Here is an 18,033-nt window from a genome sequence, read left to right on the forward strand (position 1 = left end):
CGCACCTCAGACCAAATGACGCCGCTCCAGTCGGGTGACGTCGGGCGTCCCCAGCAGCGCCAGCGTCGTATCGACCTGCCGCCGCAGCATGGCGAGTACGGCATCGACGCCGCGCTCGCCATCCGCCGCCAGGGCATAAAGCAGCGGCCGGCCGACCAGCACGCCCTTCGCACCGGCGGCCATCGCCTTCACCACATCGGCACCGTCACGAACCCCGCTGTCCATCAGCACGGGCAGCCCGCACGCATCCGCGACGGCGGGCAGAAGGTCGATGGGGGCGGGCGCGTCCTCCAGCTGGCGGCCGCCATGGTTGGAGACGACGACACCATCCACCCCCAGCCGTTCGCAATGCCGCGCATCCTCGGCGGAGACGATGCCCTTGACGATCAGCGTGCCGCGCCAGTCGTCGCGAAGCCGCGCCAGCGCCGTCCAGTCGAAGCTCGCATCCATCTGGCGCGCCATCAGCGCGGCCTGCGCCTCCACGTCCCCGTCACCGGCGGCGACGAAATGGGCGAGCTGCGGAAAGCCCTGGCGCACCTGCCGGAGCGACCAGACCGGATGACGGACGCCGTCGAGCAGGATGCGCGGCGTCATGCGCAGGGGGACGCCGAAGCCGTTGCGCCGATCGCGCACCCGGTCGCCATTCACCGCGACATCGACGGTGAGGACCAGGGTCGTGCACCCCGCGTCTCGCGCGCGGGCCACGAGCTGGTCCGCCAGCGCGCGCTGGACCACATAGAGCTGGAACCACAATTCCCCGTCGGAGGCGCGGCGCACCGCCTCGATCGTGCTGGTCGCCGCGGTGGACAGGCAGAAGGGGATGCCCGCCCGCGCCGCCGCCCGCGCCAGGATCAGGTCCCCCTGCGGCCGCACCACGCCGGTCAGGCCCATCGGCGCGACCGCGAACGGGCTTTCCCAGGGGCGGCCGAACGGCGCGATCGCCTGTCGACGCTGCGAGACATCGGTCAGGCGATCCGGCAGCAGCCGGGTTCGCGCGAAAGCCTCGCGGTTGCGCGAAAGGCCGCGCTCGGAACCCGCACCGCCCTCCAGATAGTCGAACACGATGCGCGGCAGCTTGCGCCGCGCGGCGTCACGATAATCGTCGAGCGTGATGAGCGCGCGGGTCATGTCAGTGATGGTCCAGCCACACGTCCAGCACGGCGCAGCGCCGTTCCTCGCGCACGACCCGCAGCGCCTCGGCGATGGCATCGTCGATCTCCGCCGGGTCGCGAAGCTGTCGACCCCATGCGCCGCCCGATGCGGCGGCGATGCCGACATAATCGGGGGCGGGGTCGAACGAGGTGTCCAGATCGTCGGCATGCGCGGCATAGCCGTCCGGATGGACCGCCAGTGTCGACAGCTTGGGCGATTTCCAGCCGCGATTGTTGAAGACGATCTGCACGAACGGTGCGTCATAGCGCCGCGCCATCCAGTGCACCGAACTGGGCACGGTGAACAGGAAGGACCCGTCGCCGGTCAGCGCCACCACCGTCGCATCGGGCCTGGCCAGCCGGACGCCGATCGCCGCCCCGCCGTTCCACCCCAGCGATCCGCCGCCGCTCGTCGCGATCGCCCCCGGCGTGTCGAGCCGCAGGTGATCGAACACCACGCCATAGTTGGAGATCGCCTCGTTGACGAAAAGCATGTCGTCGCTTTGCGCCGCCCGCAGGCGCGACACGAAATATTCCGGCGTGATGGTTCCCGCCGGAACCGCCTCGCGCGTTCGCAGCACCGCTTCGCGCGCCGCGTGGCGATCGGCATAATGCGCGCGCCGCTCCTCGATGCGCGCGGCGGGGAGGGGCTGCGCGGCGAGCCAGTCGTCCAGCTGCGCGAGCGCGGTCGCGGCATCGGCGCGGCACACCGCCTCCGCCCCGATCCGCCACAAAGGCATCTGTTCCTTCAGCGGGTCGACATCGATGTGGAAGATTCGCGCGGCATCGCCCGGCGCCGACACGGTCGGGATCCACGGCACGTCGCTGTCGATCACCAGCACCATATCCGCCGCGGCCAGATCGGCATTCTGCTGCGGCTGATTCCATTGGTTGCCGAGATAGAGCGGGTGGCTGTGCGGGAAGTTCATCGCATTGGGCACGGATTCGAGCACCCCGATCCCCAGCCGCTCGCACAGCGTAACCAGGGGCGCGACCGCCGCCGGATTGCGGCCCAGGAAGGACGTCACGACAAGCGGCCGTCGCGCCGTCAGCAGCGCCTCGCCGATCAGGGCGACCGTTTCGGGCGGCAGCGCGCCCGGCCCGATGCAGCGCCAGGCCGCCGCCTCGTCGGGGGTCGGCGCGACCTCTTCCTCCATCACCTCGCGCGCGCCGATCAGATAGACGGGGCCCTTGGGATCTGAACCGGCGAACTGGAAGGCGCGGTGCACCAGTTCCTTGACGTTGCGCCCGGTGCGGATCTCATTGTCGTAGCGCATATAGCCACGCACCAGGCCGCGCTGATCGTGCACATCCTGGATCCACTGGATGAACTCGTTGCGCGATCCCTTCAGCTCGCCATGCTGGGTGAAGGGGGACGCACCCGCGAAGATCAGCATCGGGGCGCGTCCCTTGGCGGCGTTGTGGACCGCACCGGCCAGCGCCTGGGTTCCGCATTCGACATGCACCACCACCGCCTGCGCCACGCCGCTCGCCAGCCAGAAGCCGTGCGCGGCGCTCATGCCGACCATTTCATTGGGGCAGGTGACGATGCGCGGGATCGGCCGCCCGGCGGCGCGCGCCTCCGCGATCGCCTCGACCAGCGCGGGGTGGTCGCTGCCGAGGTTGGCGAAGACATGGGAAACGCCATGCTCGATCAGGGCATCGAGGAAAGCGCTGGAGGTGGTGTACATCGGGAGCTGGGCCTTGTCGCATCGCCGGTCGCCCGGCGGGGGTCGTCGTCGGGGTAAGAGGCGGCGATCAGGGGATATAGTCGACCGCACCGCGCCGGATCGTCACCCAGTGCGTCGTGGTCATCTCCTCCACGATCCAGTCGCCGCCGAAACGGCCGATGCCGCTGTTCTTCTCGCCGCCGAACGGATTGAACGGCATGTCGGCGACGGTCATGTCGTTGACATGCGTCATCCCGACGTCGAGCCCATGAGCAAAGCGCAGCCCGCGTGCCTCGTCGCGGGTGAAGACCGCGCTGGACAAGCCCGCATCGGTGGCGTTGGCGAGTTCGAGCGCATGCGCCTCGTCCCGCGCCCGGATGACGAAGGCGATCGGCGCGAACATCTCGGATTGCGCCAGCGGGTCGTCATTGTCGACATCGGCGAAGATGTGCGGCGGAACCACCGCGCCCGACGGCTCGCCACCGAGGACCAGGCGGAAGCGGGATTTGGCGGCGGCGAGGTGGTCGAGGTTCGCGGCCAGCTGCTTCGCGTTCATCGCAGGGCCGATCAGCGTATCCGGGTCGGCCGGATCGCCATGTTTCAGCCGCGCGGCGCAGGCGGCGAACTTCTCAACGAAGGCGTCGTGGACGCTGTCCTCCACGATCACGCGGTTGGTGCTCATGCAGATCTGGCCCTGGTGCAGGAACCGGCCAAAGGCCGCCGCCTGCGCCGCCTGGTCGAGGTCCGCATCGGCCAACACGACGAACGGGTTGTTGCCCCCCAGCTCCAGCGCGACCCGCTTGATGACCGGGGCCTCGATGGCCAGCCTGCCGATGCGCCGCCCCACCCCGGTCGAGCCGGTGAAGGACAGGAAGCGCGGGACATCATGCGTGCAGAAGCCGTCGCCGATGACGCGCGAGCTGCCGGTGACGACGTTGAACAGTCCGGGTGGCAGGCCTGCCTCTTCATAGATGCGCGCGAGCAGCAGGCCGCCGGTGACGGGGGTGTCCTCGGCCGGTTTGACGACCACCGCATTGCCCACCGCCAGCGCGGGCGCGATCGTGCGGTGCGACAAGTGGAGCGGGAAGTTCCACGGGCTGATCACGCCGACGACGCCGATGGGGCGGCGATAGACGCGGCTTTCGGTGTCGGGCAGGTCGATCGGCAGGATGCGGCCGTTGATGCGATAGGGGATCGACGCGGCCTCGTTCAGACCGCCCATCACCGCCTGCCATTCGATTCCGGCCTTGATCCGGGTGGAACCCGATTCGGCGACCAGCCAGTCGATGATCTCGTCGCGCCGGGCCTGGACGATATTCGCGGCGCGCCGGAACAGGTCGGCCCGGACCGCCGGAGGCGTTTGCGCCCATTCTCGCTGCGCCTTGGCGGCGGCGCGATAGGCGGCATCGACGTCGGTAAGGTCGGCGGCGCGCAGGCGGAGGAGGCACTCGCCCGAATAGGGGTTGCGATCCTCCATGGTTTCGTCGCCCAAACCGGGCCGCCATGTCCCGTCGATATATTGCGCCTCGAAGCTGTAGCGGGTCATCCTCTCACTCCTTTTTTCCTTGTCGGTCCATGCTATGCCGGTCGCGGGCCGGGCCTCAAACGGCGATGGCGGGCGTTTCGGGCCGGGCCGCCCGATGGCCGCGCCGCGGCGCGGTCTCGATCAGTGCGATGCTGGCGACCGCGCCCAGGACCAGAACGCCCGACACGGTGAGCAGCGTCGTCGGCAGCCCGGTGGTGACGGCGATGCGCCCGGCGATGCTCGGCGCGATGCCGCCGCCGAAGATCTCGCCCAGCCCGACGACCAGCCCCATCGCAGTCGAGGACAGCGTATAGGGCACGGCCTCGCCCGCCACCGGCCCCGCGAGCAGCGCGTTCGCGCCACAGCAGCAAAAGGCGGCGAGGAACAGCAGCGCGAACAGCGGCAGCGGCGTGTGCGCGGTCAGCACCAGCGCGGCGAGCGCCGCCGCCCCGCCGAGGAACGCGGCGACCAGCGCGGGGCGGCGGCCGATCACGTCCGATATGCCGCACAGCGCGATCTGCCCCACGAAGCCGCCAAAGCCCAGGCCCGACATCACCAGCCCCATTTGCGGGCCGTCCAGCCGCACGACATCGGTCAGGAACACCGGCGTCATCGCGCCGAGCACGAAAATGCCGCTCATCGAGCAGAAGATCGCCGGGATGGCGACCCGCACGTTGCGCCGCGCCAGCACGTCACGCCACGATGCGCGGGGGGCGGGATCGGCCGTCGCGGCCGGGCGGGCCGTGCGGGGAGGATCGCGCAGCACCACGAACATCGCGCCCGCCAGCACGAGGCCGGGCACCGCAACGATCTGGAACACGGCGCGCCACGACGGGACGATCGCGACCAGCTGCGTGGCGATGATGGGGCCAAGCGCCAGCCCGAACAGCGCGAACGCCCCCTGGATGATGCCGAGGTTGAGCCCGCGCCGCGCCGGCCGCGACGCATCCAGCGCGGCGGCGTAGCTCGCGGGACAATAGGCCCCCTCCGCGACGCCCATCGCCAGCCTCGCGACCATCAGCATCGCCAGGCTGCCCGCCAGTCCGCTGACCCCCGACAGCAGCGAGAAGCCGATCACGGAGGCGATCACGATCCGGCGACGCCCGATGCGGTCGGCCAGATTGCCCATCAGGATCGCGAACACGCCCCATGACAGGCCGACCGCCGCGGCCAGGTTGCCCAGGTCCTGATAATCCAGCTTCAGGTCGCGCATGATCTGCGGCGCGAGCGGCATCACCAGCCAACGATCGAGCCCGACCAGCCCGAACCCCAAGGCGAGCAGTGTGATCGCGCGAAACTCATAGCGGCGGTCGCCGCTCAGGGCGCCGCCATCGGCGGTGTGGGAGGGGGTCATAGCGCCTCCCATGTGCCAGCGTCGGGCAGCGCCGCGCCGAACGGCTCCACCGGGCGGCGCGGCCGGGCGTTCAGCAGCAACCGCGTCGCATCGGCGCGGCAATAATGGCCGGTCGGATCGAGTGCGCTCTTGGCATGGACGATCGCGTCGAAATCGGCATCGGCATAGAGCAGCCCTTCCTCATCCTCCGGCATCGGCTCGGTCAGCGAGCGGCCATCGGGTCCGAAGATCATCGAATTGCCGCCGCCCTGCACCGCACCGGCCGCGTTGAGCAACGCCACCTTGTCGGGGGTGTCGCACAACGTGTCATAGACATCGGGCGACATCACCCCGGTCGCATGAAGGACGAAACAGCCCCCCTCCAGCGCATAGACGCGGCTGGCGGCCAGGTTCGCCTCCGCGCTCAGCCCATAAGCGATGCCCTTGTAGAGCGTGAAGGACGGCCAGGAGGCGACATGGATCTGCTCGCCCTGCGCATAGAGGGCGAACTTGCTCAGCGGCTGGACATGCTCGGCACAGCATAGCGCGCCCAGGCGGCCGATGGCGGTGTCCACCACCTTCAGGTCGGACCCGTCACCCTCGCCGAACACGGTGCGCTCGACATGGGTCGGCTTCAGCTTGCGCCGGTTGAACACCGTCGTGCCAGTGTCGTCGATCAGCATCTGGCTGATGTAGAGCGTGCTGTCGGCGCGCTCGACATAGCCGATGACGCAGTGGATGCCATGCCGCGCGGCGGCCTCGCGAATGCGGCCCAGTTCGGGGCCGTCGGCGGCCAGGGCGTTGCGGTGGTAGCGCGGCAGGAACTGCGCGCCCCATGCCGGTGCGCCCAGCCATATCCACCAGGGATAACCCGGTATCCAGATTTCCGGAAAGGCGATCAGCTTCGCGCCGTTCGCCGCCGCCCGGGCGATCAGGCCGATGGCCTTGTCGGTGGACGCCTGCGCGTCGAGATAGACTGGCGCCGCCTGTACGACGGCGAGCCGAACCATGGGCTTCGTCAACGCACTCTTCCCCCTCGCTGATATGGAATGAAGGCTAGCGGCGGCATCGAACCGCGCTTGCCGCCTGCGGCCCGAAAAATGGCCCGGACCGGCATGGCGCGCCGCCGCATGCGGGCTATTTCGCGGCGGGCGAGGCCGCCCGCCGATAGGGATGAAGCTTTTCGTAGAACGGCCCCACCGGCCAGATCGAGCGCCGGTCCTTGGGCGTGATCATGAAGCATTCGATGTCGAGGATGCGGCCGTCGACGATCTTGAAGATCTCATAGATCACGAAGGTGAAGGGCGCATCGGCCCTGGGTCCGTTGTTGCTGCTGATGCCGGGCACCACGTCCAGATGGCTGATCCCGATGACCAGGCCGCGCGCGGTGTCGACGATCGGGAAGCGGCGTTCGCGGACCACCGGTATCCAGCCGAACTTGGTGACGCCGATGTCGCAACTGTCGGAGGTGATGACGTCGGGCCGGTTGGTATTGGTGGTCGGCGTCCCGTTTTCGGTCCGGTTGCAGTCGGGATGGAACGGCACGATCGTCGGATCATGTTCCTGGATCGACTGGAAATACAGGTTGGCGATGCGCCGCAACTCGGCGGCGGGGACGCGTTCCTCCGGCGGCAGGACGTCGGACCAGATCGGCTTGGGGAAATGAACGCCGTCCGGGTTGAAGAGCAGGTCGTCCTTGCCAGCCGTCAGCTGCTCGACCTCGGTGATCCGGCCGTCCGCGACCTTCAGCCGGGCGACGTACAGCGCCTGTCCTGCGTCCTTGCGGCGGACGATGCCGAAGAAGATCGCCTGCCCGGCCTCCGGGTCGACGATCGTCGATCGGCCAGTGATGATCGTGGCGTCCTTCCACACGCCGTCGTCGAGCCGGCCGGGCCGGCCATTCTCATACACCATCGCGCCGGGGGCGAGGGGCAGGCGGGCGGCGTCATGCGCCTCCAGCGCCAGCAGATAGCGGTTCGTCATGTCGAGCAGGCACCCGCGATCGCAGCCCGAACGGGCGGCGGGCGCGGGGGATGCGGGCGTGCGGGGCGTGGCGGCAGCGGGTGTCGCCGCCACCACCGCCGCGATGGCCGGGAACCATGGTTTCATCGAAAGATCCTCTCTGGCGGAAGCAAAGGGGGCCGACGCGCGATCGGCCCCGATCCATCAGAATTTGCCGCGAATGCCGAAGGTGACGTAGCGTCCGACGACATCGTGCAGGCTCTGGTTGGCCGGATAGGACAGGCCCGGCAGCGCGCTGGCGTAGAGCGGGGCCTGTCGATCGAACAGGTTGCGCACGTTGACGAAGGGCGAGAAGCGGCCGCCCGCGACGTCGTAGCTGATGTTCAGATCGGTGTAGAACACGTTCGGCATCCGGTTGGACGCGTCGGCGATCACATAGCTGGCCCGCGTCGAGCGGTCATAGCGGCCGATCCACCGTTCCTGCACGTTCAGGTTGAAGCCGCCGTTCGCGTAGTTCACCGACAGGTTGCCCCGCCATTTGGGATAGCCCGCGCCGTTGCCGCCGACGGAGGTGTTCGCGGTGCCCGCCAGTTCCTCGGCCGGCTGCGTCGCGCTCGTCTGCAACCTCAGCACCGGCACATAGCTGGCGAAGGCGCGCAGGGCCAGTTGCCCCTGACCCACGCCGAAGGTGTAGGAGGATTCGAAATCGAACCCCCGCGTCCGCAGCGAGGCGCTGTTCAGCGGCGAAACCAGGATGGCCGTGGGGACGGTCGAGCCGGACGTGCGGACGATCAGGTTGCACACCGGGGCGTTCCCACCGCTGGCCTGGCAATCGTCATAGGCCTGTTGCGCGTCCTGAACGGTGATCGCATCGCGCAGCTTCAGGTCGAAATAGTCGATGGCGAGGCGCGCGCCGGGCAGCCAGGAGGGCGAATAGACGAAGCCCGCACTGGTGGTCAGCCCCTTCTCGGGCTTGAGCGCGGCGTTGCCGCCCGAGATCGCCTGGGTGGGGAAATTGCCCACGCCGGGGATTGACAAGCCGAAGACGTTGATCGAGCGCGAGGCGAACAGGTCGTACAGGGTGGGCGCCCGGATGTCGCGCGAACGCGTCGCCCGGATGACCAGATCGTCGACCGGCTGATAGACCAGGCCCGCCTTCCACGTCGTCACGCCGCCGCTGGTGCTATAGTCGGTATAGCGGACCGCACCGTTCAGGTTGAGCGAACGGCCGAGCGCGCTGTCCTTGGCCAGCGGAATGTCGACCTCGCCGAACACCTCCTTGACGTCGTAACGGCCCTTGGCGCTGCCGACGTTCGTGAAGCTGTGGCCGAGCGTCCCGCTGGGCACGAAACGGATGCCGGTGAAGTCGGTCGCCACGCCGGGATCGGAATTGCTGGTCTCGACCAGCGACTGGCGCCGATATTCGCCGCCGACCGCCACCGACACCGGCCCCGCCCATGACGAGAAGGGCGAACCCGAGATCGAGCCGCTGACCACGTCCAGTTCGTTGACGACGCGGTAGCGCGAATAGTCGTTGACATAGGCGACCGCCGCCGCCGACGGCGAACCCTCTCCGAACAGGTTGAGCGGAACGCAGCCCGGATACAGGCCGGGATTGGTCAGGCTGACCCGGCAGACGATGTTGCCGCTGCCGTCCCTCACCGCGTCGAGCGCGGCGTAGAATTTCTGGTTGTTGACCTCCAGCCCCTTCACGTCGAGCTGGGTGCGGCCATGGGAATAGGCCAGGTTCCAGCGATAATCGCCGAAGCGTCCGTCGACGCCCGCCGTGACATTGTAGCTGCGGTTGAACGCGTCGGACACGCGCTGGCCCAGGTCGCGGCTATAGCGCGACATCGTGATCGGCGCGCCGCCCGAGGCGGCGGTGAGCTGCGCCTGTTGCTGCGCCGACAGGAAGGCGTTGGTGGGCGAGAACAGGATGCTGCCGAAATGGAAGTCGGAGCCGTAATAGCCGATATTGCGCGAGTCGGCGTAGCTGCCCTGGACGAAGGCGTTGACGCCCGGCGCGACGTCCATCGACAGGCGTGCAAAGGCCTGGTTGGTCTTCAGGCTGCCGGTCAGGCCGAGCTGATCGAAATAGGCCCCGTCGCCGCCGATATTGATCGATGGATTGCCCGTCGCCGTCCCCCCGTTGAACGCGGTCAGCGCGCCGCCCGGCTGGAAGGCGAGGCCAAGCGCAGGCAGCAATCCGCCGAACGACGAGAAGCTCAGCCGGGTGTTGGCCGCGGTGACATAGGGATTGGCGGCGGTCCCGGCGCCGACCAGGCTATAGAGATTGCCCGCATAGCGTCGGTCGTAGCGGCTGAAGATACCGGCTGAGTCGTAATGTTCGAAGCTGGCGATCAGGTGCGCCCGGTCGCCGAGCAGCCCCGTCCCGACCGCCACGCCCGCGCGCAGGCTTGGTGCGTCGCCGCGCGTCGAGACGCCCTTTTGCAGCGTGTATTTGACGCCCGTGAATGTCTTGTCGAGGACATAGTTGACCACGCCGCTGACCGCGTCCGAACCATAGGTCGCCGACGCACCGGCCGTGACCACGTCGACGCGCTGGACCAGCATCTGGGGCAGGGTGTTGACGTCGACGCTGCCGTCGAAACTGGTCGGCGGCAGCCGCCGCCCGTCGAACAGGATCAGCGCGCGCGCGGGCCCGATGCCGCGCAGGTTCAGATAGTTGCCGTTGCTGGGCGTGTTGGCGTTGGTCTGGCCATAGCTGGTCTGGCTGACCGAATTGCTGAACTGCGGCAACTGGTTGAGCCCGTCGGCGATGTTGCTGGGCGCGGTGCGGGTCAGTTCGCCCGCGCTCAGGACGGTCACGGGGCTGGGCGACTTGCTGCCGTCGCGCACCACGCGCGATCCGGTGACGACGATGTCCTTCTGCCCATCGGCGCCGTCGTTCGCCGGGCTGGCCTGGGCCTCGATCCCGGTGGCGGTCGTGGGTGTCGCCTCCTGCGCTAGTGCCGCGTGCGGCAACGCCATCAGGGAAACACCGGCCAATAACATCGAACTATACTGCACGCGCATAACGCCCCCTTCCTATGAACCAGGACCTCCTGACGGCGCCGCTCGAGCCTCTTTCGGGCTGGATGTCGGCCTATGGGTGCGAACCTGCAAAGCCCGACCCACAAGACGGATAGTCTGCGAGGACGATCGGAAAAACTTGTACGGGACGGCCTGTTTTCAGGTGTGGAGCGGCGCAGGACAGGGGCGGTGGCGTCCCTGGGGGCCGGTCGGGGCGCTGGCGACCGGGCCATGGAATAAGGGCTTGCGGCCGAACCGGTCCCTATGAGAGCATCGCTCCCTTCAGCCCTCCGGCACACGAGGATGCATCGTGGACGTTGAAAGCATGAAGCGCAGGCAGGTCGATGCCGTCAGCTTTGCCGCTTGGCGGGAGACGGTGCGCGAACAGATCGTCGATCTCGATTGCGCGCGCGCGGATGACGGCCCGTTCCACGCCTCGATCAGCAGTTGCGACCTGTTGGGAACCCGCATCGCCAAGGTCGCCGCCGGGCGCCACCATGTCTCGCGCGATCGCCGCCGGATCGCATCCGACCATGACGAATATGTCCTGCTGACCGTGCTGGTCGAGGGCCGGGTGACGATCTGCCAGGGCAGCCGCGAGGCACGTCTTCAGGTCGGCGACATGGCGATCTATGACAGCACGCGGCCCTATGATTTCTTCGTGGAGGAACCCTTCGTCCAGACCGTCCTGCGGCTCAGCCGCAAGGACATGGCCCGCCAGATCCGCAGCCTGGACGATCTGACCGCTTGCCCCATCTCGGGCACGCGGGGCACCGGACGGCTGGCGGCACGCTTCATCTGCGATCTCGAGGATCAGCTGGGCCATATCGATCCCCGCAGCGCGCCCGCGCTCCATGGTGCGCTGATCGATCTGGTCGGCGCGGCCTTCACCGAACAGACCTCCGACCGGCGCCCGCCGCTGCGCGAACAGCGGCACGTGCTGATGACGCGTATCGTCCAGTTCGTCGACACGCATTTCTGCGAAGAGACGCTGACGTGCGAGCGCGTCGCGGAAACCTTTGGCTTGTCGGAACGCTATCTGCGCAAGCTGTTCGCGGAAAGCGAACGGTCGCTGTCGGAACGGATCTGGCACCTCAGGCTGGAAAAGGCCAAGCGCGACCTTCGCGGCAATCTGGCCTATCGGTCGTCCGTCACGTCCGTCGCCTATGATTGCGGGTTCAAGGATCCCGCGCATTTCAGCCGCGCTTTCAAGGAGAAATATGGCATGACCCCGCGCGATTACGCACGGGGCTGACTTCCACTCCGCCGGAAAGGCCGATGCCGCGTCCGGACGTCAGTCGCCTGCGGCCTTGCGATAGGCGCTGGGAGACACGCCCGCATGGCGGCTGAAGAAGCGGGTGAAATAGGCCGGGTCGGAAAAGCCGATGGCATAGCCGACCTCCGCCACCGACATATTGGTATAGAGAAGCGCGCGCTTGGCATCGAGCATGGCACGCTGGTCCAGCATCGCGGCGGGTGACAGCGCCGCGACCCGCGCGCAGGCGACACGCAGGCGGCTTTCGCTGGTCCCCAGCGCCTCGGCATAATCGGCGATGGGTTCGCGCAGCCGGAAACGCTCGTCGATCCTGGCGCGGAAGCGGGCGACCAGGCTGTGGTGATGGCCCGGGATGGCGGGGGCATGGTCGCGCATCCTGTCGAGCGAGCGCAGCGTCTCGACCAGGATCGTCAGCAGCGCGGCATCGACCGCCGCGCGGTGCCCCGGTCCCGACCATAGCAGCTCGCGCATCAGCGTCGCGATCTGCGCGCCGATCCGGTCGGTCGGCATATCGTCCGAGCCGATGACCCCGGCCTGTTCGAAAACGGCGGCGAGCCCCGGATAGCGGCTGTCGAGCAGCGTCAGATGCCGGACCGACAAGGTCACGACCGCGCCCGCCGACTCGTGATGCCAGTCGAAACCATGCACGATCCCCGCCGGTACGATCACCAGCGCGGGCGCGCTGACGGCCAGGCTCTTCGTCTCGGCGCGCATGGTGCCGCCGCCTTCTTCCAGCAGGAAGAGCTGGATCAGATCGGCATGGGCGTGCGGCAGAATCGTCCATTCATGCGGGCGCGAGCGGCTGTCCAGCCGTTCGGCATGGACGAAGCCCTCCTCCACCGCGCGGTGCGGTTCGCCATAGAGATAGAAGCTGGGAATGGCCGCGGACACCATCCGGCCATGCTATTGCGCGGCAACCGGATCGTCCAACTTTTTGCGCGCCCCGTCCATCGCACGCCGCCATCGCAAAGCGCATGATCGGCACAAGTCGGCGGACAGGCCGACAGTCGAGAGGATGGATATGAGGCACCGGACACAGGTGGCGATAATCGGGGCGGGACCGGCGGGCATGTTCCTGGCCCATCTGCTCCACGCCGAAGGGATCGACGCCGTCGTGATCGAACGACGCGACCGGCCCTATGTCGAGGGACGGGTGCGCGCGGGCGTGCTGGAACAGGGGACGGTCGCGCTGATGCGGCGGCTGGGCCTGTCGGCGCGGCTGGAGCGCGAGGGGCTGGTCCATGGCGGCACCAATCTGGCGCTCGACGGCGAGGTCTTCCGCATCGACATGGCGGCGCTGACGGGCGGATCGACCGTCACCGTCTATGGCCAGCAGGAGGTGATGCGCGACCTGTTCGACGCCGCCGAGGATCGCGGCGTGTCGATCGTCTGGAACGCGGCGGACGTCACCCTGTCCGGCCCTGGACGGCGATCGGCCGAGCGTGACCTGGCGGCAGGATGGCGCGGAACACCGGCTCGATTGCGACTTCGTGGTCGGCTGCGACGGCTTTCACGGCATCAGTCGCGCGGCCATCCCGGCCGACGTCCTGCGGGTGTTCGAGCGGGTCTATCCCTTTGGCTGGCTGGGGGTGCTGGCCGATGTGCCGCCCGCCGATCACGAACTCATCTATGCCAATCACGAACGCGGCTTCGCGCTGGCGTCGATGCGCTCGTCGACGCGCAGCCGCTATTATGTCCAGTGCGCGCTGGACGAGGATCTGGCGCAATGGTCCGACGATCGCTTCTGGGACGAGCTTTGCGTCCGCCTCGGCCCGGACATGGCGGCCAGGGTGACGCGCGGCACCTGCTTCGAAAAGGCGATCGCGCCGCTCCGCTCGTTCGTCGCCGAGCCGATGCGCTGGGGGCGGCTGTTCCTGGCCGGGGACGCGGCGCATATCGTGCCGCCGACGGGGGCCAAGGGCATGAACCTGGCGGTGTCCGACGTGACGATGCTGGGTCGTGCGCTGACCGAACATTATCACGAACGGTCGGATGCGGGGATCGACCATTATTCGGCCCGTGCGCTGGCGCGGGTGTGGAAGGCGGAGCGCTTTTCCTGGTGGTTCACCTCGGTGACCCACCGTTTCCCGACGATGGATGGCTTCGACCGGCGCATCCAGATGGCCGAGCTGGAATATCTGCGCGGTTCGCCCGCCGCGCAGCGGACGCTCGCCGAAAATTATGTGGGCCTGCCCCTGGAGATGGCATGAAGAGCAAGATCTATGACAGCCCCGCGGCTGCGCTGGCCGGGCTGCTGTTCGACGGCATGACGATCATGTCGGGCGGCTTCGGCCTGTCGGGCAATCCCGAAAGCCTGATCCCGGAGGTCCGCGCGAGCGGGGTGACGGGCCTGACCGTCATTTCCAACAATGCGGGCGCGGACGGCTTCGGCCTGTGGATGCTGCTGGAAAGCCGACAGGTCGCCAAGATGATCTCCAGCTATGTCGGCGAGAACAAGCTGTTCGAGCAGCAATATCTTTCGGGCGAACTGGAGCTGGAGCTGAACCCGCAAGGCACGCTGGCCGAGCGTATCCGCGCTGGCGGCGCGGGCATTCCGGCCTTCTACACCAAGACCGGCGTCGGTACGGTGGTGGCCGAGGGCAAGCCGGTCGAGACGTTCGACGGGCAGGATTATGTCCGCGAAACCTGGCTGCGCGCCGACCTGTCGATCATCAAGGCGTGGAAGGCGGACCCGGCCGGCAACCTCATGTTCCGCAAGACCGCGCGCAACTTCAACCCGAACATGGCGACCGCCGGAAAGGTGACCGTGGTCGAGGTGGAGGAGATCGTCGAAGCGGGCGCGCTCGACCCCGACTGCATCCACACGCCCGGCATTTTCGTTGACCGGATCGTCCGCTCCACCATCAACGAGAAGCGGATCGAGAAGCTGACGACCCGCGCACGGGAGGATGCGGCATGAGCTGGGCCCGCGACGAGATGGCGGCGCGCGCCGCGCGCGAGCTGCAGGACGGCTTCTACGTCAATTTGGGCATCGGCATCCCGACTTTGGTCGCAAATCATGTTCCGGCCGGGATCGACGTCACGCTTCAGTCGGAAAACGGCCTGCTGGGCATCGGGCCATTTCCCTATGAGGGCGAGGCGGACCCGGACCTCATCAATGCGGGCAAGCAGACGGTCACGACGCTGCCGACTTCCAGCTTCTTTTCCAGCGCGGACAGCTTCGCGATGATCCGGGGCGGCCATATCGACATGGCGGTGCTGGGCGCGATGGAGGTGTCGGCGGGCGGCGACATCGCCAACTGGACGATTCCGGGCAAGATGGTGAAGGGCATGGGCGGCGCGATGGACCTGGTCGCGGGCGTCAAGCGCATCGTCGTGGTGATGGACCATGCCAGCAAGTCCGGGACCCCCAAGATCCTGCCCGAATGCACCTTGCCGCTGACCGGCAAGGCCTGTGTCGACCTGATCGTCACCGACCTGTGCGTGATGGCGTGCGACAAGCCGGGGTTGCGGCTGATCGAACTGGCGCCCGGCGTGACGCTGGACGAGGTGCGCGCCAAGACGGGTGCGCCCTTCGCGGAGCAGCCGGCATGATCGGCTATAGCAGGGACGATGCGGGCGCGCCGCCGCTGCTGGTGCCCGACTATCGCTCCACGGCGACGCGGGCACCGCTTCGGCCGCCGATCGCAATCCCGCCGACGCTGACCGAGACGACCGGGCCTGGCGGCTGCTGGGACCGGCTGATGGGATCGGCGCTCGCCGACCTGACGAAGCAGCACAAGGCCGAGCCTTTGGGCCAGCGGATCATCGTCGCGGGCCGCGTGCTGGACGAACAGGGGCGCCCGGTGCCCGATACAGTCATGGAAATCTGGCAGGCCAATGCCGCCGGACGCTATATCCATGCCAAGGACCAGTGGGACGCGCCGCACGACCCCAATTTTACCGGCGCGGGACGGGTGGTGACCGATGCGGAGGGACGGTATCGCTTCGTGACGGTGCGACCCGGCGCCTATCCCTGGGGCAACCACCGCAATGCCTGGCGGCCCGCGCATATCCATCTCTCGCTGCTGGGCCCCGCCTTTGCGACGCGGCTGGTGACGCAGCTCTATTTTCCCGACGACCCGCTGATCGAGATCGATCCGATCGCCAATGCGGTGCCGATGCCCTACCGCCAGCGGCTGGTCGCGCGGCTGGACATGGATGTGACCGAGCCCAACTGGGCGCTCGGCTATCGCTTCGACGTGGTGCTGAAGGGGCGCGAGCAGACGCCCTTCGAGGAGGATCATCATGACCATTGATCCCGCCGACCTACGCCCCGAAGCGCGCGCCGACAATCAGGACCCGGCGCTGTTCGGCCAGACGCCCAGCCAGACGGTCGGGCCGTTCTTCCACTACGGCTTGCCCTGGCGGGGCGGCGCGGACCTGGTCGGCCGGTCCGACATGGGCGCGCGGCCCGAACTGATGCCCGAGGCGCATTATGTGCTGAACCTGTCCGCGCCGACCGGCACGCCCGAGGGGCAGGTCATCGAGGTCACCGGCCGCGTGCTCGACGGACAGGGCGCCGTGGTGCCCGATGCGATGGTCGAGATATGGCAGGCCAATGCGGCGGGTCGCTATCGCAGCAGGGACGATACCCGGCAGGAGGTGCCGATCGATCCGCATTTCGTCGGCTTCGGTCGGTCCGCGACCGATGAGGAGGGCCGCTTCCGTTTCCGCACGATCATGCCCGGCCGGGTGCCGGGACCGGCCAATGGCCTTCAGGCGCCGCATCTGGCGGTGTCGATCTTCGCGCGCGGGCTGCTCAGGCGGCTGGCAACCCGCATCTACTTCGAGGGGGCGGACGGCAACGACACCGATCCGGTCCTCGCGCTCGTCCCGCCGGAGCGTCGCGCCACCCTGATCGCGGTGCAGGGCGCGCCGGGCGTCTGGTCGCTCGACCTCGTCCTGCAGGGGGAACGCGAAACGGTGATGTTCGACCTGTGACCAGCCTGTTGCCCCTCCGCCCGGCCGCGACGCCGGACATGATCGCGATATTCGACGATGCGGCGACCATCGCCCATGCCTGCGCCTTCGAGGTGGCGCTGGCACAGGCGCAGGCCGCCCATGGGCTGATCCCGGCAGCAGTGGCGGAGGCCATCGCCAAGGGTGTCTCCCAGGCCCGGATCGACCCGACCGTGCTGGCGGATGCGGCGGCCCTGGCGGGAACGTTGGCCATCCCGTTGGTCGAACATCTGCGCGGCGCGCTGTCGGGCGAGCCGCGCAGGGCGCTGCATCGCGGCGCGACCAGCCAGGATGTGGCGGACAGCGTGATGATGATGCAGGTCCGCGCCGCGCTTCCCCTGGTCGCGCGCGATGGCCGCCGGATGGTCGCGGCCCTGGCGGCCCTCGCGGCGACGCATCGTGCGACCCCGGCGATCGGGCGCACGCTGCTGCAGGACGCGATCCCGGTCGCCTTCGGCCTGCGGCTGGCGCAGGCTGCGGCGGGGATCGACGAGGCGCTCGATCAACTGGAAGAGGCCGTGGAACGCCATGCCCTCATCCAGTTCGGCGGCGCGGCGGGAACGCGCGCCGGATCGGGCGGGCAGGGTGCGGCGGTCGCGGCGCATATGGCGCAGGCCCTGGGGCTGATGGCGGGGGCGCCCTGGCATGCGCGGCGGACGGGCGTGGCGTCGATCGGCGCGTCGATCGGCATCCTGATCGGCGCGCTGGGCAAGCTGGCCCGCGACGTGTCGCTGCTGGCGCAGAACGGCGTCGGCGAGGCGCGGGAGCCCGCGATCGCCGGACGCGGCGGCTCCTCGGCGATGGCGCACAAGCGCAATCCGACCGGTTGTCAGGTCGCGCTGTCCGCCGCGATCCGCGCGCCCGGCCTGGTCGCTTCGCTGCTGGCGGGGATGCCGCAGGAACAGGAACGCGGACTGGGCGGGTGGCAGGCGGAAGGGCCGGTCCTGGCCGAGCTGTTCCTGCTCGCGTCGGGCAGCGCCGCTGCCATGGCGGTGGTGGCGGAGGGTCTGGACATCGACGGCGTGTCGGTGGCGCGCAATCTGGCCAGCGCGGGCATGGGCGACGACCTGGGCGAAAGCGCGGCCATCATCGCCGAATTGCTGGGGTTCGAAGGGAACTGA

Annotated in this window: 14 protein-coding genes and 1 pseudogene; 7 read left to right on the forward strand and 8 right to left on the reverse strand. The window is 68.5% G+C overall.

Annotated features, from left to right (window positions below; all coding sequences use genetic code 11):
- Window positions 1-6: 6 nt before the first annotated feature.
- The 7 genes from QE385_RS18170 to QE385_RS18200 form a co-directional block, all read right to left on the reverse strand.
- Window positions 7-1,128: an alpha-hydroxy-acid oxidizing protein gene (locus QE385_RS18170; protein WP_307104275.1), complete on the reverse strand. Its 1,122-nt coding sequence runs from the start codon at window positions 1,126-1,128 to the stop codon at window positions 7-9.
- 1 nt (window position 1,129) lies between these two features.
- Window positions 1,130-2,842: a thiamine pyrophosphate-requiring protein gene (locus QE385_RS18175; RefSeq protein WP_307104278.1), complete on the reverse strand. Its 1,713-nt coding sequence runs from the start codon at window positions 2,840-2,842 to the stop codon at window positions 1,130-1,132.
- A 67-nt stretch (window positions 2,843-2,909) separates the two neighbouring features.
- The gene (locus tag QE385_RS18180) at window positions 2,910-4,367 is read right to left on the reverse strand and encodes an aldehyde dehydrogenase family protein (protein ID WP_307104280.1); all 1,458 of its coding nucleotides are present in this window, start codon (window positions 4,365-4,367) and stop codon (window positions 2,910-2,912) included.
- A gap of 55 nt (window positions 4,368-4,422) precedes the next feature.
- The gene (locus QE385_RS18185) at window positions 4,423-5,700 is read right to left on the reverse strand and encodes an MFS transporter (RefSeq protein WP_307104282.1); all 1,278 of its coding nucleotides are present in this window, start codon (window positions 5,698-5,700) and stop codon (window positions 4,423-4,425) included.
- Complete coding sequence (locus QE385_RS18190; RefSeq protein ID WP_307104285.1) at window positions 5,697-6,689, reverse strand: carbon-nitrogen hydrolase family protein; 993 nt, start codon at window positions 6,687-6,689, stop codon at window positions 5,697-5,699. Before QE385_RS18190 ends, QE385_RS18185 begins: the two co-directional genes overlap by 4 nt.
- A gap of 127 nt (window positions 6,690-6,816) precedes the next feature.
- Entirely contained in the window at window positions 6,817-7,788 is a 972-nt protein-coding gene (locus QE385_RS18195; protein ID WP_307104287.1) for a hypothetical protein, read from the reverse strand.
- Window positions 7,789-7,845: 57 nt separating this feature from the next.
- Entirely contained in the window at window positions 7,846-10,677 is a 2,832-nt protein-coding gene (locus tag QE385_RS18200) for a TonB-dependent receptor domain-containing protein (RefSeq protein ID WP_307104289.1), read from the reverse strand.
- A 322-nt stretch (window positions 10,678-10,999) separates the two neighbouring features.
- On the opposite strand from QE385_RS18200, the gene QE385_RS18205 reads away from it, so the two are divergent.
- Window positions 11,000-11,929: a helix-turn-helix domain-containing protein gene (locus tag QE385_RS18205; RefSeq protein ID WP_307104291.1), complete on the forward strand. Its 930-nt coding sequence runs from the start codon at window positions 11,000-11,002 to the stop codon at window positions 11,927-11,929.
- Window positions 11,930-11,968: 39 nt separating this feature from the next.
- Here QE385_RS18205 and QE385_RS18210 read toward each other — a convergent pair whose 3' ends face one another.
- Complete coding sequence (locus tag QE385_RS18210; protein WP_307104293.1) at window positions 11,969-12,844, reverse strand: helix-turn-helix domain-containing protein; 876 nt, start codon at window positions 12,842-12,844, stop codon at window positions 11,969-11,971.
- A 127-nt stretch (window positions 12,845-12,971) separates the two neighbouring features.
- Between QE385_RS18210 and pobA the strand changes: the two are divergent.
- The 6 genes and pseudogenes from pobA to QE385_RS18240 all read left to right on the forward strand — a co-directional run bounded on the left by pobA (window position 12,972) and on the right by QE385_RS18240 (window position 18,033).
- Window positions 12,972-14,160, forward strand: a pseudogene (gene pobA / locus QE385_RS18215) (4-hydroxybenzoate 3-monooxygenase).
- On the forward strand, window positions 14,157-14,870 hold the full coding sequence (locus QE385_RS18220) for a CoA transferase subunit A (RefSeq protein ID WP_307104295.1): 714 nt from the start codon (window positions 14,157-14,159) through the stop codon (window positions 14,868-14,870). Before pobA ends, QE385_RS18220 begins: the two are co-directional and overlap by 4 nt.
- Complete coding sequence (locus QE385_RS18225) at window positions 14,867-15,505, forward strand: 3-oxoacid CoA-transferase subunit B (protein WP_307104297.1); 639 nt, start codon at window positions 14,867-14,869, stop codon at window positions 15,503-15,505. Before QE385_RS18220 ends, QE385_RS18225 begins: the two co-directional genes overlap by 4 nt.
- Window positions 15,502-16,209 (forward strand): protocatechuate 3,4-dioxygenase subunit beta, encoded by a 708-nt coding sequence (pcaH, locus tag QE385_RS18230; RefSeq protein WP_307104300.1) that lies wholly within the window; start codon window positions 15,502-15,504, stop codon window positions 16,207-16,209. Before QE385_RS18225 ends, pcaH begins: the two co-directional genes overlap by 4 nt.
- Window positions 16,199-16,894 (forward strand): protocatechuate 3,4-dioxygenase subunit alpha, encoded by a 696-nt coding sequence (pcaG, locus tag QE385_RS18235; RefSeq protein ID WP_307104302.1) that lies wholly within the window; start codon window positions 16,199-16,201, stop codon window positions 16,892-16,894. Before pcaH ends, pcaG begins: the two co-directional genes overlap by 11 nt.
- Window positions 16,895-16,932: 38 nt before the next feature.
- Complete coding sequence (locus tag QE385_RS18240; protein WP_307104305.1) at window positions 16,933-18,033, forward strand: lyase family protein; 1,101 nt, start codon at window positions 16,933-16,935, stop codon at window positions 18,031-18,033.

The sequence above is a fragment of the Sphingomonas sp. SORGH_AS_0950 genome (assembly GCF_030818415.1).
GTDB lineage: Bacteria > Pseudomonadota > Alphaproteobacteria > Sphingomonadales > Sphingomonadaceae > Sphingomonas.